Origin of the sequence: Stieleria sp., assembly GCF_041595215.1 — a bacterium.
GTDB lineage: Bacteria > Planctomycetota > Planctomycetia > Pirellulales > Pirellulaceae > Stieleria > Stieleria magnilauensis.
Genome location: NZ_JBFHKV010000017.1, coordinates 1 through 21,189 on the forward strand (window position 1 = coordinate 1; position 21,189 = coordinate 21,189).

The 21,189-nt window shown below is 58.2% G+C and carries 15 protein-coding genes; 10 read left to right on the forward strand and 5 right to left on the reverse strand.

What is annotated here, in order from left to right:
- Positions 1-599: HAD family hydrolase (locus tag ABX749_RS01380; RefSeq protein ID WP_372894428.1), on the reverse strand; the 599-nt coding region annotated here is incomplete at its 3' end.
- Between the two features lie 317 nt (positions 600-916).
- Between ABX749_RS01380 and ABX749_RS01385 the strand changes: the two genes are divergently transcribed.
- The 6 genes from ABX749_RS01385 (at position 917) to ABX749_RS01410 (ending at position 6,789) form a co-directional block, all read left to right on the forward strand.
- On the forward strand, positions 917-1,549 hold the full coding sequence (locus ABX749_RS01385) for a PDZ domain-containing protein (protein WP_372894429.1): 633 nt from the start codon (positions 917-919) through the stop codon (positions 1,547-1,549).
- Between the two features lie 103 nt (positions 1,550-1,652).
- The gene (locus tag ABX749_RS01390; protein ID WP_372894430.1) at positions 1,653-2,081 is read left to right on the forward strand and encodes a CsbD family protein; all 429 of its coding nucleotides are present in this window, start codon (positions 1,653-1,655) and stop codon (positions 2,079-2,081) included.
- Between the two features lie 85 nt (positions 2,082-2,166).
- Entirely contained in the window at positions 2,167-2,397 is a 231-nt protein-coding gene (locus ABX749_RS01395; protein WP_145216366.1) for a hypothetical protein, read from the forward strand.
- 6 nt (positions 2,398-2,403) lie between these two features.
- Positions 2,404-3,363 carry an NAD(P)-dependent alcohol dehydrogenase gene (locus ABX749_RS01400; protein ID WP_372894431.1) on the forward strand — a complete coding sequence of 320 codons (960 nt, stop codon included), beginning with the start codon at positions 2,404-2,406 and terminating at the stop codon, positions 3,361-3,363.
- Between the two features lie 242 nt (positions 3,364-3,605).
- Positions 3,606-5,675: a catalase gene (locus ABX749_RS01405; RefSeq protein WP_372894432.1), complete on the forward strand. Its 2,070-nt coding sequence runs from the start codon at positions 3,606-3,608 to the stop codon at positions 5,673-5,675.
- A gap of 88 nt (positions 5,676-5,763) precedes the next feature.
- On the forward strand, positions 5,764-6,789 hold the full coding sequence (locus ABX749_RS01410) for an NADP-dependent oxidoreductase (protein WP_372894433.1): 1,026 nt from the start codon (positions 5,764-5,766) through the stop codon (positions 6,787-6,789).
- A gap of 151 nt (positions 6,790-6,940) precedes the next feature.
- Here the strand turns inward: ABX749_RS01410 and ABX749_RS01415 are convergent, their stop codons facing one another.
- Positions 6,941-7,225, reverse strand: coding sequence for a hypothetical protein (locus ABX749_RS01415; protein WP_372894434.1), 285 nt, complete (start codon positions 7,223-7,225; stop codon positions 6,941-6,943).
- A gap of 39 nt (positions 7,226-7,264) precedes the next feature.
- Positions 7,265-7,414, reverse strand: coding sequence for a hypothetical protein (locus ABX749_RS01420; RefSeq protein ID WP_372894435.1), 150 nt, complete (start codon positions 7,412-7,414; stop codon positions 7,265-7,267).
- Between the two features lie 213 nt (positions 7,415-7,627).
- Between ABX749_RS01420 and ABX749_RS01425 the strand changes: the two genes are divergently transcribed.
- The 3 genes from ABX749_RS01425 to ABX749_RS01435 all read left to right on the forward strand — a co-directional run bounded on the left by ABX749_RS01425 (position 7,628) and on the right by ABX749_RS01435 (position 17,212).
- Entirely contained in the window at positions 7,628-13,963 is a 6,336-nt protein-coding gene (locus ABX749_RS01425; protein ID WP_372894436.1) for a PAS domain S-box protein, read from the forward strand.
- A gap of 61 nt (positions 13,964-14,024) precedes the next feature.
- Entirely contained in the window at positions 14,025-15,548 is a 1,524-nt protein-coding gene (locus tag ABX749_RS01430; RefSeq protein ID WP_372894437.1) for an ATPase domain-containing protein, read from the forward strand.
- Positions 15,545-17,212, forward strand: coding sequence for a response regulator (locus ABX749_RS01435; RefSeq protein WP_372894438.1), 1,668 nt, complete (start codon positions 15,545-15,547; stop codon positions 17,210-17,212). Before ABX749_RS01430 ends, ABX749_RS01435 begins: the two co-directional genes overlap by 4 nt.
- A gap of 97 nt (positions 17,213-17,309) precedes the next feature.
- Here the strand turns inward: ABX749_RS01435 and ABX749_RS01440 are convergent, their stop codons facing one another.
- Both ABX749_RS01440 and ABX749_RS01445 read right to left on the reverse strand, forming a co-directional pair.
- A complete protein-coding gene (locus ABX749_RS01440; RefSeq protein ID WP_372894439.1) occupies positions 17,310-17,483 on the reverse strand; it encodes a hypothetical protein in 174 nt (57 codons plus the stop codon).
- A 77-nt stretch (positions 17,484-17,560) separates the two neighbouring features.
- Positions 17,561-18,817, reverse strand: coding sequence for a DUF1559 domain-containing protein (locus ABX749_RS01445; RefSeq protein ID WP_372894440.1), 1,257 nt, complete (start codon positions 18,815-18,817; stop codon positions 17,561-17,563).
- A 635-nt stretch (positions 18,818-19,452) separates the two neighbouring features.
- Here ABX749_RS01445 and ABX749_RS01450 point away from each other — a divergent pair.
- On the forward strand, positions 19,453-21,189 hold a 1,737-nt coding region (locus tag ABX749_RS01450), incomplete at its 3' end, for a hypothetical protein (protein WP_372894441.1).

A 21,189-nucleotide genomic window follows, 5' to 3' on the forward strand; every position in this document is an offset into this window, starting at 1 on the left:
ATGTCGGCCATCTCCTTGACCGGCTGAAGCGCGTTGTCGACCGCAGCCGACGCGCCGCAGAGCCGCAGCATCGCCTCGTCATTTTCCGCATCGCCGACGGCCACCACGTTGACTGGTGAAACCTCGATCTCTTTCAGCGTGCGCGACAACCCGGCGGCCTTGTTGATCCCGCTGGGCAAGATCATCACGGCGTCTTTGTTGAAGATGATCTGAAGATCCAAAGCCATTTCGCGGATGACTTCAAGAGCGACCGTCTCATAGGGGTTCCACGTGGCAACGATCGCCCGCCCCGTTTCCAACCGTTCGACTCCCCGTCGCCGCAACTCCGCGACAAACGGTTCTGGCGGAGGATCGACGAGCAGCGTCTCCTCGTTGGTTTCCGGATCGTAGACTAACGCGCCATTTTCGGCGACGATCTTCACGAACAGCGACACCGCCGGAAAGATGTCCAAAATGGGCTCCAATCGTCGACCCGTGACCAAGACCAAACGCCTTCCCGAATCGCGAAGACGCTTGAGGGCATCGATGGTCGAAGGGGGGACGATCCCGTGTTCGGCGAGCGTGCCGTCATAGTCGGCCGCTAAAACATGATAACGCATAGAGTGTTCGCTTGATGCGATCGCTTCCGATCCAATCCGGTGTAGAGCACGGGCTGACGGTTACCAAAAGTACAGCGGAGAACGCCGCCACTGCCCCTTGCAAGCATCCGTGTTCGGTCTGCCGAAACGTGTTGCCCGGCGAAGGGAATCCACTGCAAGCGGCGCGCCCGATCGGCATGTGCTTTGCGACCGTGGTTTTGCGTTCGTGATTTGGAACGGCCGGCCCCTCTTGGGCACGCGCGACAACGATGAGAACGAGCTGGGTTTCCCATCACCAAGAGCAGCCGGGCCCCCATTTAGCAGTTTTGGAGAGAACAATGAAGATTGCACACTGGTCGATGGCGACTGCTCTGTGTTCTATCATGCTGGTCGGTTATCTGCCGCTGACCATGGCGCAGCAGCCAGACCCGAAAAATGAAACTTCAGCGCGTACCGCGGCGCCACAGAGAGAAGGTGGAATCCTGCGCAGCGAAATGCAGCAGGAACAGGGCGAAGACCAACAGGGGACTGAAGAAGGCATGCCGAGAACCCGTGCGGTTCCCGGCAGACGATCTGTTCCCGAAGCACAGCTTGCCCCCGACGATCAACGCCTCGCGCCTCAGTGGCAACCGCCGGATCGCCACCGCTGGAAGCTGGGCGTTTATGCATCGAACACCGATACCGGCGTGGTGGTCACACAGGTCATCCCCGGCAGCCCGGCCCGCGACGTGGGGCTGGAGCGTGGTGACCGCATCGTCGCGGTCGGAGGCTTTCAGGTCGGTTGGGTGGATGACCGTCTGTACCCGCTCGGTGCCGAACTGCAACGCCAAGCGGGGCATAACGGGCGCGTCAAACTGCTGGTGCAGAACGTCCGCAACCGCAACCTGTTGACCCTGGATGTTCATCTGGAGAGCCGCCACGGCAGACGCGCCAGGATCCAGGACGCCGGATTGGCACAACCTTTGCCATAAAGAGACAGAAGTTTGCAACCGAAATGCTTCGGTCGCGCTGAGTGGGAGTTCGTTCACTCCTTCCGCGACCCGAGATCAAAAACGTAGTCGAAGGAAAATCAAAATGGTCACAAGACAACAAGCCAGTGGGCAATGGAACCAGATTCACGGTGCCGTCCAAAAGAAATACGGGCAGGTCACCGACGATGAATTGCGAGAAGTCGAAGGCGACAGCGAGCGATTGATCGGGTTGATCCAAAAGAAGGCCGGTGTGGCACGCGAAGAGGTCGAGTCGTTCGTCCGCAAGGTCTACCAGGACTGTGGAGAAACCTGTTCGAACCTGACCGAACGCGCCGGTGAGTACGCCCAGGCGACCCGCGACCAGCTGCGTCAAGGGTACGAAGGGACAACCCAGGCCGTCGCCAAGCACCCGTTGGAATCGGTCGTCACTGCTCTTGGTGTCGGCCTGCTTGCGGGAATTGCAATCGGCTACTCACTGGCAGCCGATCGCTACCGACAACCCACCTGGCGCGAACGCTTCTCCGGACGTTGAAAGCGTTGACACCGGTTTCCCATCATTCCCGGCAGCAGGACGCTCTGAATCCTTACCCCATTTCCAGCAAGAAGAAGCGATACCCATGAGTACATCGACCACCCAACAAAAGAATTCCACCGACAACAGCCGCAGCCAGGGTGATTTCACACAGGCCGCGACGGAAGGTCTGCAAGAGTACGGCAGCCACTATGTTGCGGCCCCGGCCAAGGACGTCGTCAAACTGTTGAAAAGCTACGCAGAAGAGAAGCCCGACGTCGCAGCGATGTGGTGCTTCGCCTTCGGCGTCATCGTCGGCTGGAAGCTTCGCGGCTAGGCCTCGATGATGGACGCGCACGAGACTTCGATGCAGGCGGTCGTTTACGACGACTACGGAGACGCGAGTGTGCTGCGGCGCACTCATGTCCCTGTCCCCGAGCGGGGACGCGATGAGTTGCTGATCGAAGTCCGTGCGTCCAGCGTGAATCCGATTGACTATCGCATGCGAAGCGGCGAGATGAAGGGTTTGCTGCCAGGCGGCTTTCCCCGCATTCCCGGTTATGATGTCGCCGGAGTGATCATCGAATCGGATGAGCGTGGTCCATTGCACGTCGGTGATCGGGTGATGGCGTTTTTGGATTCCGTGGTTGGCGGCGCATGCGCGGATTTCGCCGTGTGCAGTTCGGACGTCGCTGCGAAGCTGCCCGATAGCATGTCGTTTGAACACGCCGCCGCGATCCCGCTGGCGGGAACGACGGCACTGCAGTCGCTGCGTGATCACGGCAAAATAAAATCCGGACACCGTGTGCTGATCAATGGTGCCAGCGGCGGCGTAGGCGCCTTCGCGATCCAGATCGCCAAGTCCTATGGTTGTCACGTCGATGCCGTCGCCAGCGGTGAGAACCGGGAATTCTGTCTCTCTCTCGGGGCCGATCATTTTTACGACTACGAAACGACCGACTTCGTGCAATCCGACGAACGCTGGAACCTCGTGTTTGATGCGGCAGGCAAATCGGGTTACTGGGATTCGCGGTCCGTCTTGCTTGACGGAGGTCGATACGTCTCCACCGAACCGGACGTCAAAGGAATGCTGATGACGATCCTGACGTATCCGCTCGCGAAATCCGGCAAGGTGATGCTCGCCAAGCCATGCGGAGACGATCTGCGAACACTCATCGACCTTTACGAGCGCGGCAAATTGACCGTCACGCTCGACAGCACGTTTCCGATGTCCGACGCGGCGTCCGCCCACCGCCGCGTCGAGACGGGAGTCGACCACGGAAAAGTTGTGCTGTTGAACTGATCGACCGACAAGACGTGCGGCACGGCTTTTGCGTCTGTGCGGCTCCCTGTTTGAGTCGATTGACGACGGCCGAGAATTCTCTCAACTCTCGGATCAAGGCCACCGCTGCCGCCGCAGAACGATTCGTGCTGGACACTCATTGGCCAGCCTGGTCGATTTTGTTTCACCTTCGATCGAAGGTTGCGCCGTCAGAGACCAAGTTTGGAAACGCGAACATTAAAAGACATCGAATAAGGTCGAACATGGCAAAAAAAGGCAATGCAGCTTCCGGCTCGAAGATCGGCAACGGGGGCGAATTACATCAGACCGTTTCCGGTGACGGTCAGCGGCTGACAACCAATCAGGGTGTTGTGGTTTCTGATGACCAGAACACACTCACCGTTGGACCTCGCGGTCCTCAACTGCTGGAAGATTTCATTTTGCGTGAGAAGATCACGCACTTCGACCACGAACGAATTCCGGAACGCGTCGTCCATGCCCGCGGGTACGCAGCGCACGGATACTTCCAGGCGTACAAGGGCAACAGCAAGCTGACCAAAGCCGCGTTCTTGCAAGACCCCGAGGCGCAAACACCGGTCTTCTGCCGTTTTTCGACCGTTGCCGGCAGCGCCGGATCGCCCGACCTGGCACGCGACGTCCGCGGGTTTTCGGTGAAGTTCTACACGTCCGAGGGAAACTACGATTTGGTCGGCAACAACATGCCGGTGTTTTTCATCCAGGACGCGATCAAGTTCCCCGACCTGATTCATAGCGTGAAGCCGGAACCTGATCGTGATTTCCCACAAGCTCAGTCGGCGCACAACACGTTTTGGGACTTCGTGTCGCTGAATCCCGAAAGCATGCATATGCTGATGTGGATCATGTCGGATCGCGCCATCCCGCGATCGTTCCGCATGATGGAAGGCTTTGGCGTCCACACCTTTCGCATGATCAACAACAAGGGCGAGTCCAAGTTTGTGAAATTCCACTGGCGCCCGAAACTCGGCACGTTTTCGGTGATTTGGCCCGAAGCCGTGCAGATCAACGGCGCCGATCCCGATTTCCATCGCCGTGATCTGTGGAATGCGATCGAGGCCGGCGATTTTCCGGAATGGGAATTGTCCGTGCAGGCGTTTAGCGAAGACGAAGCAAACGGTTTTGATTTCGACGTGCTTGATCCGACAAAGTTAATTCCCGAGGAACTGGTACCGCTGACACCGCTCGGAAAAATGGTGCTCAACCGCAACGTCGACAACTTCTTTGCCGAGACCGAGCAGGTCGCATTCTGCCCTTCGCACGTCGTCCCCGGAATCGATTTTTCCAACGACCCGCTGCTGCAAGGTCGGCTGTTCTCGTATCTCGATACTCAGCTCTCACGTCTGGGAAGCCCGAACTTCCATCAGATCCCGGTCAACAAACCGAAGTGTCCGTTCGCGAACTTCCAACGCGATGGCCACATGCAGATGGAAGTGCCAACGGGCAACGTCGCCAACCAACCAAACTCGCTGGACGATGGTGCGCCGCGTGAAGACCCGAAACACGGATTCACCTCCTTCGGATCCCAGGAGAGCGGCCAAAAGCTTCGCATTCGTCCGGAGAGTTTCGCCGATCACTACACCCAGGCGAGGCTGTTCTGGGTGTCGATGACAGCTGCCGAACAGCGGCACATCGTCGGCGGCTTTGCGTTCGAACTTGGCAAATGCGACCAGGTGAAGATTCGCACGCGAATGTTAGGGCATTTACAAAACATCGACCGGGACCTGGCCGAACAGGTTGCCGACGCATTGGGGATGAAAGGCAGCGCCGACAAAATCAAACCCAAGGTTCCCGTCGGTGACCCCCAGCCGTCTCCCCCGCTTTCTCAGTACAGCGTCGCGCCGCAGACTTTGGCAGGGAAAAAAATCGGGCTACTGACGACTGACGGGGTCGATGCTTCGGTCTATCAATCACTCGCCAAGTTGGCTGAAGACGAACAGGCGACACTGGAAATCGTCACTCCAAAGGCTGGTCCCATCAAGACCAGCAAAGGTGAAACGGTGACGCCCGATCACTTTTTGGCCGGCGGCCCCTCGGTCCTGTTCGACTGCGTGGTGGTTGGCCCAGCCGCAAGCCAATCAGAAACGTTGGTCGCCAATGCCGATGCGATCGACTGGATCCGCGACGCGTTCGGTCACCTGAAGGTCATCGGATTCAACGACGCAGCAAAACCGATGTTCGAAAAAGCATCCGTTGCGATCGACGCCGATGAGGGCGTAGTCGACGTCAGTGGGGGGAACTTTGACGCGTTCACCACGGCTGCCAAAAAGCATCGCATTTGGGATCGAGAGTGTTAGAAAGACAATTCTCAATCCATTTCGTACGGACCAATGATGAACAGACCCGGGACAAACCCGGGACAGGCCCACCCCACAGGAAACTCTGATGGCTACCCAAACCTCACAATCGACGAAGTCAAAGCAAATCGAACTCGCCTCGCGACCTGACGGCGAACCGACGGAAGCGAATTTCAAGCAAACCGTTGTCGAGATCCCGCCGATTGCAGATGGCGAATTCTTGGTCAAGAACGAATGGATGTCGGTCGATCCCTACATGCGAGGCCGAATGAAAGCGGGTGACAGCTATGTGCCAGCTTTCTCAATCGACCAACCCTTAGAAGGCGGTTGCATCGGCAAGGTGGTTGAGTCTCGGCATACCAGCTTCAAAGAAGGCGACTACGTGCTGGGCACTCTCGGATGGCGAGAGTATTGGACGTCGACCGGTGAAGGGGTCACCCCCATTTCCAGCGATCTGGTCCCGGTACAGGCCTACCTGGGTGTGCTCGGCATGACCGGCATGACGGCCTGGGTCGGCTTGAACCGAATCGCAAACCTGTCTAACAACAGCACCGTCTTCGTCTCGGCCGCCTCCGGCGCAGTCGGTTCGGTTGCCTGCCAGATCGCCAAAGCGAAAGACTGCCGCGTCATCGGTAGTGCCGGCCAACCATCCAAGATCGAGTGGTTGAGCGGAAAAATCGGCATCGATGCCGTTATCAACTACAAGGAAACGGACGATCTGACCGCGGCGTTGAGAGAGCATGCACCCGACGGCATTGACGTTTACTTCGATAACGTCGGCGGCGACCATCTGGAAGCAGCCCTCGAAGTGATGAATGATTTCGGATGCTGCGTCGAATGTGGCATGATCTCCACCTACAACGCCACCGAGCCGCCCGCCGCCCCTCGAAACCTGTTCAAAGTCGTCAGCAAACGCATTCGAATGCAAGGCTTCATCGTTCGCGACCACATGAGCGATCAAGAGGAATTCACCCGCGAGATGGTCTCGCTGATCAAGTCCGACAAGATCGTTTGGGAGGAGTCCATTGTCTCCGGGCTGGAGAATGCCCCGGCCGCCTTTATCGGATTATTCAATGGCGACAACCTCGGCAAGCAACTCGTCCGCATCGACTGAGCTGGGGTCATCAAATGGGGTCGTCAACTGAGGTCGTCAACTGGGGTCACACGTCTCGTTCCATCGGAGACTCGCACCCTCGCATCGCATGCGAGGGCAGAATCTCCATACAGTCCGGCCGCTACCGGACTCGATCGCTGACTTGGCGCGTCTACCTGCGTGGTCCGATCAGTGTCGGCGCACCGAAGAAGATCTGTCGCAAGGGTCGGACCGGTTCAGCTGAAACGCGAGACGTTGTGATCAATCGAATCGTATTGCCGTAGACGTGCAGCGGACGTCCCGGTCGCTGATGGATCGGCATGGATTTAATTCGTTCACGGTACTCACCGGTCGCAATGATGACGGGACTCCAACCGGTCGGGGAGGCGGCTCGTCCATCATCGACGGCGAGCGAGGTGAAACCGAAAACGAGTATCAATAGGGTGGAACGCAGCATGGCCTGTAGGTCTCCGTGTGTTGAGCATCAAGAAGTGAATCAGTTCATCGGCGATGCGGGCGAGACGACACCGCCCTCGCGATGGTGACTCCACGGCAATCGGCAACTGCCGTGCCAATCGAACACCCGCCCGACCGAGGGAGTCTGCAACCGACGAATGACTCGCAGACGATTGACGACGGCGATCATTGTCGGTCCAATTCGGCTACACTTTAGGGGTTTTGAAATGGCTCGATTTTCTCGCGAGAGAACGAAGAATCGACGGCGAGAAGATGGAATGCGCAATGCTTGGTCGGTCTGACGCAGATCGCCGAAGCCGCTGCGCTCTGTGGTGTTCCTTTGGAAACGTGAAGGAGATTGAGATCGCAGTGAGCGACGGGCGGCTAAGCAACGAGCGTTGCCATGAATGATCGATCACAGAAGCTGCCGTTCGTCGTCGGCATCGGAGTTGCAACCTACCGACAGGACGCGCTGCAAGCATTGGTTGCGGCACTGGGTGACGTGCCCGGCATGGCGGTCGTGTTGGTGCCACCGTTTGATTGCCGGGAAAGCCTGCTGCGACCGAATCGGCTACAGGAATTCACGCCATCGCGGGTGATCGAGGTCGTGTCCCGGGAAAAGCTCACCACGGGCTGCGTCTTTGTCTGCCGCCCCCAGACGTTTCTCGAATTGCGCGGCGACGACCTTGTCGTCGTCGAACGCCAGGACGCAGACCTCGAATCCGGCCCGATCGACCGCCTGTTTGATTCGCTCGCGCGGCAATGCGGGGAGTCCTGCACCGGCGTCCTCTTCGCTGCTGCAAGCGAACAGGGCGCGAGCGGGCTAAAGGCGATCGGCGACGCCGGCGGGCACACCTTTGCGATCGATTCGGACTCAGTCACGGCAGCGACGGCCAGCGCTGCCGACTACATCATGCCTGTGGCGAAGGTTGCCTCGGCGATTCGAAAGCATGCGTTTCAATGGCAGAAGATCGAACAACTGCAACGGAAACGATCGACCGCTCCACTGGTTCACTCCGACTCTGGTCAGACGGATCTTCTCGACAGCATGAACATCGCCACGCTGTTCCTGGATAACCAGCTGAAGATTCAACGGTTCACTCAAGGGGTGACTGCACTTTATCAACTGAGCTCATCCGATATCGGCCGCCCGCTGCAGAGCGTGACCCACTTTGCCGTCGAGATGCCTCCGTATCCGGACGACGTCACGCTGGTCGCCAATGCACCTGTTGAAGATGAAGTCGAAACGCAAGACGGTCGCTGGTTCCTTCGGCGCGTTCAACCGTATGCGGACGACACCACTGGCCGTGGCGGGCTGGTCGTGACGTTTTACGAGGTCACGGAGCAACACCAACTCCGCATGCGATTGGCTGCAGCACATGCGGTCACAAAACTGTTGGCGGACGCGGATTCCTTTGAAACGGTGATCCCCAAAGTCCTGAAGGCTCTCCGCAGCTCCTTGTCAGCGGAAGTCTGCTTGCTGTGGAGAGTGGACGCCCAAGCAGAATTCATGACCTGTGTCGAGGCCGACGCGATCGACCGCTCCTTGCAACCGTTCGTGGATCTCAGTCGCGACATCCGGATTGTCATCGGTGAAGGATTACCCGGACAAGCTTGGCTGGACCGCGAGCCGGTTTGGTTTGAAGACATTCAAAATAAAAAAGGGTTCATCCGAGCTGCCGCTGCCAAGCAGAGCAGCCTGACCAGCGGGGTTGGGTTTCCGATCGTCGTGGGCCGCAAGTTCAAGGGTGTCATCGAAATCTACACCGCTCGAACGCTGAAGCGAGAACCCGAACTGCTTCAATTGCTTGGAGCGGTCGGAAACGAAATCGGACAGTTCATTCGGCAACGTCGACTCACCGACACGATCCGCGACGAAGAAGCTCGCAAGACGGCGATCCTTCGATCGGCACTCGATTGCGTGATCACGATGGATACGACCGGTCGAATCGTTGACTTCAATCCGGCAGCCGAGCAGACCTTCGGCTATGCAGCCTCCGACGTCGTCGGCAGACTGCTGTCCGACGTGATCGTCCCCGAGGCATTTCGTGAATCCCATCGCAGCGGATTGACCCGATACCTCCATACCGGGACGTCCGATCTATTGGGCCGACGCGTTGAGCTGACCGCGCAACGAGCCGACGGCAGTTTGTTTCCTGTCGAGGTAGCGATCAGCGTTTCCCACGGTCGCGATGGCTCGCCATTTTTCACCGGCTACCTACGCGACATCACCGAACGCAAACAGGCCGATGAGATCCTGTTGGAGCGAGCCGAAATGGCGGCGTTGCACGCGTCGTTGGCGGTCTCGTTGGCCGGCGAGGCTCCGCTGGGCGAAATCCTCAACACCTGTTGCCAGAGAATCGTCGAAGGGCTGGATGCCGCCCATGCACATGTTTGGTTACTGGACGAACAAGACCAGATGCTGGAACTGACGGCCAACGCCGGCGTCGACACCCACTTGGACGGTCCACAACGACGGGTGCCTCTGGGGAAATCAAAAATCGGACAGATCGCGGCGACCCAGCAACCGCTGCTGACCAATGATGTGTCGCATGATCCCGAGATCAGTGATTTACAGGGGTCCGGCCGGGAAGACATGGTGGGATTCGCCGGGTTTCCGCTGATCGTTGAACATCGCCTGGTCGGCGTGTTCGCGTTGTTCACCCGACACCCGCTGGCCCAGGCAGTCTTTGAGCAACTGATCCCGATGGCCGACGCGATCGCTCAGTGCATCGCCAGAAAGGAGTCTGAACAAAGGCTGGTCGATCGCGAACAGCGGTTGAATCTGGCGCTGGAGGCCGGTCGCCTGGGGACCTGGCACTGGGACATCCAGAATGATCGCGTGACCTGGTCCGACCAGATGTTCGAAATCTTCGGCTATTCGAACGACCAATTCGACGGGACGCGGGCTGGGTTTCTGGACATCATCCACCCCGACGATCAAGGGTACGTTCGCAAGCGACTCGGTGACGCCGTGACGGGAACCTGCGGATCCTACGAGATGGATTTCAGAGTCATTCGAGGTGACGACGGGCGGACCATCTGGACGTCGGGACGAGGAGTCATCGACCGCGACGAGCTCAATCGACCGTTGGGCATCACCGCGGTGGCGAGTGACATCACCGACCGCAAGCACTGGGAATTGGAACTCACCGACCGAGAGTCCCATCTCCGCAGCGTGATCGACAACACGCTCTTCTTTATCGGAGTCTTGGATGTCGACGGCACGCTGCTGGAAGCCAATGCCGTCGCGATCAACGCCGGCGGTCTGCATCGAAGTGACGTCATCGGCAAGAAATTCTGGGATTGCTACTGGTGGAACTTTGACGAAGAAACGATCGCCGGCGTGAAAGAATCGATCCGACTTGCCGCGGCGGGCGAGGTGGTTCGCTACGACGTCCAGGTCCGCATGGCGGGCGATAGCCGCATGACTATCGATTTCATGCTCAGCCCCGTTCGGGCGAGCGATGGGTCGATCACCCACTTGATTCCATCGGGAGTCGACATCAGCGAGAGAAGGGCTGCCGAAGCCGCGGTCGTCGAGCGAGAACAATTCCTGACGCTGGCGCTCGACGCCGGAAAAATGGGATCGTTCAAATGGGATGTCGTCGCAGGACACGTTGAATGGTCAGAGATGGTGTACGCCATGTACGGCTATCACCAAAGAGAGTTTGATGGCAAAGTGAGCAGCTTCTGGCAGCTCATTCATCCGGAGGACCTGGACCTCGTCAAGGCTCAGATTGATGAAGAACTCGCCAGCGATTGCGAGGACCACTTTGTCGAGTTTCGGTTGATACGACCGAGTGACGGTCGCACGATTTGGGTCGAGGAGCGGGGAGTGATCCACCGCGACGCCAAGGGTGAACCGCTGCAAATGACCGGTTTGGTCCAAGACATTTCCGAACGCAAGGTCGACGAACTGAATCTCGCCTTTCTATCCGATTTACAAACCCGGCTCGTGCCGTTGACGTCGGTCAACGAGTTGATGGCGGTCGCAACTCGGCTGACAGCGGACTACCTGGGGCTCGCTCGCTGTCTGCTCGTTGAGTTCGACCAACACGGCGAGATTGCTGATATCCTGTGTGACCATCACACCGGCGACGGTCCCAGCATGGTGGGGAAACATTCGGTACGCGACTTCCATGACGACGCCGAACGGGCGGATCTGATCGCCGGAAACCAGGTGCTCTCGGACGACGCCCAAAGCTCCCGCCGTGAGGATCGGCTGGTCAAAAGTTTCCGCGCGTTCAACATCGGCGCATTCTGCAATTCTGCCTACGTGACCGATCGCGGCACGAAGTTTGTCGTCTCCGCCCTGCACGCCGAAAAACACACCTGGCAACTCGATGAACGCAGGTTGTTGCAGGAAGTGGCCGATCGCGTCGGCATTCGGATCGAACGCGCCAGATCCGAGGAGGAATTGGCCAACCGCGAGGCGCACCTGCGACGCGTGATCAACAATCAACTCGGGCTCGTCGGCGTCATCGACCGCAACGGAATTCTGTTGGAGGTTGACGATCGGTCACTCAAGATCGCCCGCACCCGCCGTGAAGACGTTGTCGGAAAACACTTTGCCGATGCGCCGTGGTGGAGTTATGACCCGGCAGTTGCCGCCAGGATGCGTGACGCCATGCGGCGAGCGATGGCGGGCGAAGTCGTTCGGTACGATGTATCACTGTTCGCACACGGTGACGAGGGCGTGATGATTGACTTCATGATCGCGCCGGTGACCGATGACAACGGCGAGGTGGAATTCTTGATCCCGTCGGGCGTTGACATTCGCGATCGCTACCAGGCGCAGCAGCAATTGATGGAAAACGAACGTCGCGTCTCGATGGCGTTGCGCGCCGGACGAATGGCCGCCTGGGAATGGACGCCTGAAAAAAGCCACTGGGATCCCAAGCTATTTGAATTGCTGGGAAAGCCATCCATCGCCGATCCGTCACCGGAATACCTGTTCGAGTGCGTCCACCCGGACGATCTGTCGATGCTGCGATCCAGCTGGCAACGAGCCATCGACGGCGTAGACGATTATGACGTGGAGTTTCGGGTCCGCTTGCCGGGCGGCAGCATCCGCTGGCTGGCTGCGGTCGGCACCGTGATTCACAGTCCGGACGGTGGCGTCGCCGCAATGCATGGCTTGAACTGGGACATCACCGAACAAAAAGAGTCTCAGCAACGGATTCGTGATAGCGAACAACGGTTTCGCAACATGGCCAATGCCGCTCCCGCGATGATCTGGGTCAGCGACCAACACCATCAGTGTACGTTTCTGTCGCAACGTTGGTGTGACTTCACGGGGCAGACCGAACGGGAGGGCCTGGCGATGGGTTGGCTCGAAGCGGTCCACCCGGACGACCGCCAATCGACGCGACAAGCGTTTTTGGCCGCGGTCGATCGCCACGAACCATTCGAGCTGGATTTCCGTTTGCGGACCGTCGACAACAGCTACCGTTGGGCGATCGACGCCGGACAACCGCGGTTTAATGAGTCGGGTGAATTTGTCGGCTACGTCGGATCGGTGATCGATGCCCACGACCGACACGAAGCCCAATCCGCATTGCAGGAAGCGCGCGCCGTAGCGGTCGCCGCCAACGAATCCAAAAGTGCATTCCTGGCCAACATGTCGCATGAAATCCGCACGCCCATGACGGCGATCCTGGGCTACGCCGATCTGCTGGGCGACTTGATCGAAAACGAAGAAGCGAAGCAACATTTACAAACGATCCGACACAACGGCGACTACCTGCTGGAAATCATCAACGACATCCTGGACCTGTCCAAAATCGAGGCGGGAAAATTGGACGTCCAATATGAAGACTTCAATCCCCATCTGTTGATCGAAGATGTGCGCAGCATCATGGAAGTGCGCGCCAGTGAAGGGAACTTGACATTGGACGTTGAATACCAGGGCAAGATTCCCAAACTGATCAATTCCGACATCAAACGGCTGAAGCAGATCCTGATCAATCTCGTCGGCAATGCGATCAAGTTCACGCGACAAGGGGGAGTCAAGATTCGCGTTCGATATGAAGCCTCCGTGCAACAATTGCAACTCGATGTCGTCGACACGGGGATCGGCATTGCCGAGGAACAGATGGAAAAACTGTTCAAGCCATTTTCGCAGGGCGACGCGAGCGTGACCCGCAACTTCGGCGGAACGGGGCTGGGGCTGGCGATCAGCCAGCGACTTGCCGAGACACTTGGAGGAAAAATCACGGTGCGCAGCGTCGTCGGTGTCGGCAGCACGTTTACGGTCGGCATCGACACCGGAAACGTTGCGGAGTCCGACTTGGTCGACTACAGCGAGCTGGAAACCGACCGAGCGGCCAAAACGACGGCGGAAAAGGATGTGCCCACGCATCTGCCGTGGCATGTGCTGATCGTGGACGACCGCCGCGACATCCGGTTTTTGAGCAAACGCATTCTGACCCAATCGGGTGCAACGGTGGACGAATGCGAAGACGGACTGCTTGCCGTGAAATACATGTCGGGGTGCTTGGCGGGCGGCGACTGCCCGGACCTGGTCTTGTTGGACATGCAGATGCCGAACCTGGACGGTTACTCGACCGCGGCAGAACTGCGGACGCTCGGCTATACCGGACCGATCATCGCCCTGACCGCTGATGCCATGCAAGGCGACATGAACAAATGCCTGGAAGCAGGCTGCAATGACTACTTGTCCAAACCGATCGACAAGGCCGCATTGCTTCAAAAGGTTTCAGAGATGCTAACATAGGTGCAGTGGCCGTCTTGCCGAGACAACTGCCTGTGCGACGCCAGCCTACGGAAAATTGAAAATGTCCCAACCCGAACAACCCGTCAGCACGGGCATCGACACACTCGATGACATCATGCACGGCGGCTTTACCGCAGACCGTCTCTATCTGATCGAAGGCTACCCGGGCACTGGCAAAACGACACTCGCCATCCAGTTTTTGCTCGACGGCGCCGCCAAAGGTGAACGCGGTCTCTACGTCAGCCTCTCCGAAACCCGCGAGGAACTCGAAGGCGTCGCGGTCTCGCACGGCTGGTCGCTCGAGGGGATCGACATCCATGAACTTGTCGATCAAGAGAAACTGACCCAAGAACAATCTCAATACACCATGTTCGAGCCGTCAGAGATCGAACTCGGCGTGACCATCGACGGCGTCCTGGAGAAGGTTCAAGCGATCCAACCGCAACGGGTCGTCTTTGACTCGCTTTCGGAAATGAGACTGCTGGCACAGAGCCCACTCCGTTATCGACGTCAGATTCTGGCGTTGAAACAGTTCTTCGTCGGCCGCGGATGCACCACCATCATGCTCGACGACAAATCGGGTGGAGACATGGCGGTCGATCTCAACGACCAGCAATTGCAGAGCATTGCCCACGGCGTGATCCGTCTGGAACAATCGCTCAACCACTACGGGGCCGAACGCCGTTACCTGCGCGTCATCAAACACCGTGGCCGTGATTTCATCGGCGGCACCCATGACGTGCTGCTCAAACGCGGGGGGATGCAGGTCTATCCTCGCAAGACCGTCGAAACGGCTCAGTGGCAGTCGAGCGGGGACCTCATCAGCAGTGGCAATACGGAATTGGATGCCTTGCTCGGTGGCGGATTGATGGAAGGCACCAGCACGCTACTGCTCGGTCCAGCCGGTGTTGGCAAGTCGTCGACGGCAACGCAGTTCGCCATCGCAGCGGCCGAGCGAGGCGAACGAGCGGTGTTTTTCGAATTCGAAGAAAGCCAACATGCATTCCTTCAACGCAGTCGCGGCTTGGGATTTGAAATTGACCGACACATCGAATCGGGCTTGATCGAACTGCACCAATTTTCCGCCGGCGAAACCACCCCCGCCGGATTCGCGTCGCAAGTCCGACAGGCCATCAAGCCGGATACCCAGGGACGCAAGGCCACGATCGTCACGATCGACAGCCTCAACGGCTTTTTGAACTCGATGCCGCATGAGCAATTCTTGCTCATACAGCTCAACGATATTTTGCAAATGCTCGGTCGTCACGGTATCGTGTCGTTTCTGATCACCGCCCAACACGGGATGTTGGGGACGGCGATGAAAACGCCTTTGGACGCCAGCTACATGGCGGACAACGTCTTATTGTTCCGATACTTCGAATCAGCCGGGGCAATTCGCCAGGCGATTTCGATGGTAAAGAAACGAACGGGCAAACATGAACACACCATTCGTGAATTCTTATTGACCGACCGGGGATTATCGATCGGCAACCCGCTGGCCGACTTCCACGGGGTGCTTAGCGGAACACCATCCTATCGGGGCAGCCGCGAGGATTTGATCCATCGCGGTGGAACAGATGCATGAGCGAGCAACCCAGAATCAGACCACCCTCGCGACCGAGCGACAGCCAGACGGTGACGGTGCTGGCACCCACACCCCAGGACGCGAGGTATTGCGATCAGGTCCTTCGCGACCACGGCGTGCCGGTTGAATTCGTGGCGTCGGTTTACGAAGTCACCGCGCGAATACGTGAAGGGGCGGGCGTCGTACTGATCGCCCAGGAGTACCTGACGGGAGACGCCACCGAGCACCTTCGACAAGCCGTCCGCGAACAGCCTTCATGGTCCGACGTGCCGATCCTTGTGCTGCTCGCCCAACGCGGTTCGTCCCCACGCGTCATTGCCGATTTATTGTCCATCGGTCACGTGACGTTGATCGAACGGCCGCTGCGAATTGCCCTGCTGGTGAGCACGCTGCAGGCAAAACTACGTGATCGCCTCAGACAATACGAGGTTCGAGATCTCCTGCACACGGCGCAACTGGCCAACGAATCGAAGAGCGAATTTCTGGCGAACATGTCCCACGAAATCCGCACGCCGATGACCTCGATCCTCGGCTACGCGGAATTATTGACCGATCTGGTGGAGGATGAAAAAGCGGTCGGATACCTGGCCACGATCCGTCGCAACGGCAACTTTCTGCTGGGCATCATCAACGACATCTTGGACCTCTCGAAAATCGAAGCGGGGAAGTTTGAAATCGACAGCGAACGCTTTGATCCGGCACGCGTGATCGAGGATGTCCGCAGCATCATGGAAGTTCGCGCCTATGAAAAAGGATTGAAACTGGATGTGGACTATCGCGGCCGCATTCCTCAGTTCATCGAAAGTGATGCCAAGCGGTTGAAGCAAATCCTGATCAATCTTGTCGGCAACGCGATCAAGTTCACCCAACGGGGCCGCGTCGGAATCGTCGTCGAGTCCGCCAATCGCCCCGACACCAACGAGCCTTTGCCGACCTCGACCGAAGGCCAGCTGCGGATACGGATCAAAGATTCCGGCATCGGAATGACGCCCGAACAACAAACGCGTCTGTTTAAACCGTTCTCTCAGGGCGACTCGATCATCACGCAACAGTTCGGTGGCACGGGACTCGGACTCGCCATCAGCCAACGGCTTGCCAGCATGCTGGGTGGCGAAATCTCTGTCGAAAGCAAGATCAACGGCGGCAGCACGTTCACACTTTCGATCAAAACCGGTGACGTGGTCGAGGCGACGGAGATCCGACCGACCGGCGAACGCCAACTGGACAACGAGACGACGTCAAGTTCCACGGTTAGACTAAACGCCCATGTCTTGATCGTCGACGACCGCCGCGACATTCGCTTCCTCAGCAAACACATCATCGACAAGGCGGGCGGACGAGTCACCGAAGCCGAAGACGGCGTCCTGGCCATCGAATCGGTCAAGCAAGCGGCCGAACGTGGCGAGACCTTTGATCTGATCTTGCTGGACATGCAGATGCCCAACATGAACGGCTACGAAACCGCGCGGCAACTCCGCCAACTCGGCTATGCCGGACCGATCATTGCGCTAACGGCCGATGCCATGCAGGGTGACATGAACAAATGCCTGCAAGCGGGATGCAACGACTACCTGTCTAAACCCATCGACAAATCGATGATGTTGGAAAAGATCGCCGCGTTCGTGAACACTTCTAAGCAACGGTCGGTCGATCAAAGGGAATGATCGATGCGGGAATCTGACGAGACAAACGTGGAATTCATCGAAAACGTGCGTTGCGCAGCGAGCACGCAACGCACGTGGATCGACGAATGAATTCGCCCTAGGTAGGGATTTGCCCTTCGACCTCAGCGGCCTTCTTTTCGGCCTTCTGCTGAAGCTCTTCATCCGTCATTTCGGGGACGATGACCGTTGGACGGGAATCGCTGCACCCGATCGCGGCCACGCAGGACACCGCGACGACGGAAAGGACGAGGAGATGGAACAGGTTTTTCATTGTTGAATCCTTAGATTGAGTTGTGATACCGAGTACGACGCCATGACGATGACTCAAGGTCAATCGCCGTGCGTGAACTACAGTTCCTCCGAAATGACTTCTCGACTCGCTCGAGTTCCGAGCGCACCCCAGACACCAAAGGGGCTGGCGCGACCGACCATGTTTTGGTTGGCGTTGTCGAAGTAGTAAACGATGGTCGAGCTGGAGTTGCCCGCGTCGATGGAATCGGTGACAAACTTCACCGCACCATCGCCCATCAAGACATGCGCGCCGCCTTGATGCCGGCTGCTTGCTGACATCGTGCCCCCGTACGTCCGTGCAAACGTCGAAAGAATGCAGGAGGGGGTGTTGGGCCCATGGATCGTGTAAAAGCCGCTGAAGACGGGGCCCCAGTCGGCCCAACGAAACCCACGCTTGTCGTCGGCTGACGGGATCAGTGTGACCCCGGTTCGTAGCCAAAAACGCGGTCGTTCGGGATCAAGCATGTCATCACAAATGCTGGGATCGGTGTAAGAATCTCCCGCACTCGGGGCACGTGCGGACGAACCGGAGACCACGCGGGGATCGGTGCGGGCATCTCGATCTCCCAGATCTGTCGCGATTTCGCCACACATGATGGTGTTCGAAAGTCCGTCCAAGGTATCGCGGAACTTCATGTCCACTCGGGGGCGAAACATGCCGCGGTGACCGGCTTGACTTCGCTGGGCCACCTGGGCAAGAGAAACCCCGCCCGGGTAGCCGCCCGATCCGCCGTTGCCGTTGGGATAGGTGTATTGATAGACGTAGTGGCTGTCGCCGAGACACGCGGCGTAGTTGGTTCGTCCCTGAGCCGGAAGCCCCGTTCCCGGATCACTCGGGCAACGCAGGGTCGGGATTTCAGAGGCCCACGGCACATAGCCATCTTGTACCCACGGGTTGGGTCCCATCGGATTCCACGACCCCGTCATCACGCTACCGTTGGTGTTCTCACGGAGCGGGTTGGAGATCTTGTCCCACAAGGCTTGCTGCTCGATGAACGGCATGATGCCGACCAAAAAGCTCAGCCGTCTGGAACTATACCCGCCACCAGACGTGACGTTGCCGCCACCGGCCCCCCAGCCCGTTGATGAATTTGCATTCGTCCCGGTACCTTGAACGGGTTGCTGCTTGTGAGCCGCATAGTAGTTGTGAACGCCCAAACCAATCTGTCGAAAGTTGTTGCTACAACTCATCCTTCGGGCAGCCTCCCGCGCGGCTTGCACAGCGGGAAGCAGAAGGCCGACGAGAATGCCAATGATCGCAATCACGACCAACAATTCAACAAGCGTAAAGCCTGTCCGTTTCTTCGACTGCATTATGAAACCTCTTGAGGAATGCCATCTTCCAAGTAAAACCGATGGGCTGTGAACGGACCACTCGGCTGATGCGATTCCACATAGGCGGACATTCAGCAACACGCCTGACCTTACGTCGATCGGAGTTGTCGTCACCGCCTTGGTTGAAAACATACGTAGATTGGCGGGAGATCAAATACGTAAAATTCGCAGCAACGTTCTATGGAAAGATGCGCCTCCGAAAGGCGCGAGAAGGGCGAGTCGCAGGACGACAGCGCGAACGTTTTCCAAAGATACATTCGGGCAACACTCGGAGTTGCTGATTCGTTGCTTAGTCCATACGCTGAGAACGGCGCGCCTCTAAAAGCGTCACGGACATCCGACTCGTATCGACGACGCACGTGTTCGCTGTCTCCGCGAGCGATTCCTTCGATCGATCTTGCACCGCTCATTCATTCCAAGGGTCAGAGAATCGCAATCCCATGTATCCATTGATCCGACTCACGTGTGTCCTGATCGGCTTCCCCCTGGCGAGCCATTTACTCCCTCTCCACACGACGAACGCCCAATCCGTTCCTTCCCATCCGATCGCACCGGCGACGGATGCCGTGGACTGGAGCGAGATGCTTTCACGGTTCAATCCGCGATGGGACCGAATGCCGACGCGGTGGGATGAAGCCCCCTTTCTTGGCAATGGAGAACAAGGGACGCAAGTTTATCAAACCGGTCCCAGCACCCTGCACTTTGGTGTTGGCTGTTCCGCTGCTCACGACCATCGTCCGCCGGCAAAGGATGACCTGAACGAGAAACATGTCGAAGTCCTCAATCGGGGCCGGCACTTCATCGGACATCTGGAACTCCACACTTCCGCCCCGCTGACCGCCGGCACCTCTGAATTGGATCTCTGGAACGCCGAGGCAACCGGCACGATCCGATCCGCCAGCGGCGGCCAACTGAAATGGAGGTGCCTTGTTCATGCCGATCAACCCGTGATCATGATCGAGACCCTGGGCAGCGGTGATCTGAAAGACAGCGTGTTCGACTATCTGCCGGCGAAAGCCCAAAGCCCGCGAGCGGTTCGCAGCAAACAGCCACGCGAACCAGCCAACCCGGCAACGGTTCTCGCCAGCAATCCCGATGGGGTCCAAACTGCGATCCAGAACCTGGCCTCCGGAGGCCAAACGGCGGTCGCCTGGAAAGTTGTTCGATCCGACCAGAACGCGCGCACCGCCCAGGTGATCTACCTGTCCGTGCAGCATTCCTTTCCCGAGACGACGGCCGCCGCAGCGGCCGCTCACGCCGTCGCGAACGCGTCAAACGCCCCTGTCGATCAATGGATCGGCCGGCATCGCGGATGGTGGCACCACTATTATCCGCTCAGTTTCCTGTCCACGGGCGACCCCTACTGGGATGCGTTCTATTGGATCCAGCAATACAAACTCGCCTCCGCTACGCGAGACCACGGGTGGATCATCGACAATCAAGGCCCATGGCTGCAACCGACGGCGTGGAACGCAACGTGGTGGAATCTCAACGCACAGATCTCGCACGCCGGCCCTTACCAGGCCAACCGGCGGGGACAGGCAAGTGCGCTCAGCCATCGGCTAAGCATCAATCGCGACAACCTGGCTTTGAATGTCGATCCCAAATTTCGCAGCGACTCCTACGGCCTGGGCCGATCCAGTTCCGGCTGGGACTTGGTTGCCCATAGCGGACAACCGGGTGGGCGACCGCCGATCGACCCACGCATCGGTCATGAAACCGGCAACCTGCTCTGGGCGCTTCACAATGTCGATCTGGAAGTCCGTTACTGGCACGACGAATCGCTGCGAGACGAAGTGCTGTACCCGTTGCTGGTTCGAGCCGTCAACTACTACCGCCATTTTTTGGTCGAGGAAGACGACGGACGATTACACCTTCCTGCAACACACAGTCCCGAATACCGCACCGTCGCTGACTGCACGTATGACCTCGATCTGCTGCACTGGGGACTCAACCGGTTGGTCGAACTGGCCGAAGAAAAACGTCAAATGGACGCGCACTTCAAGGAGCCCCTGCTGCCGAAATGGAAGGAGGTCCAGCGCAAGCTCACTCCCGTCCACACCGACGAAACGGGACGAATGATTGGCCGAAAAACGGCACTGACCGGAGGTCATCGCCATTGGTCTCATTTGCTGGCCGTTTATCCGCTGCGAACGTTGACCCCGGAGACGTCCGCCGATCGAGAGTTGATCGAAACGTCACTCAAGCACTGGCGCAGCTATGGTCGCAGCTTCGCCGGCTACTCCTCCACCTCTGCCGCATGCATGGCCGCCATGCTGGGCAACGGGAACGACGCGTTGGACTACCTGAACGGATTGAAGACCTACCTTCGTCCCAACACGATGTATTCC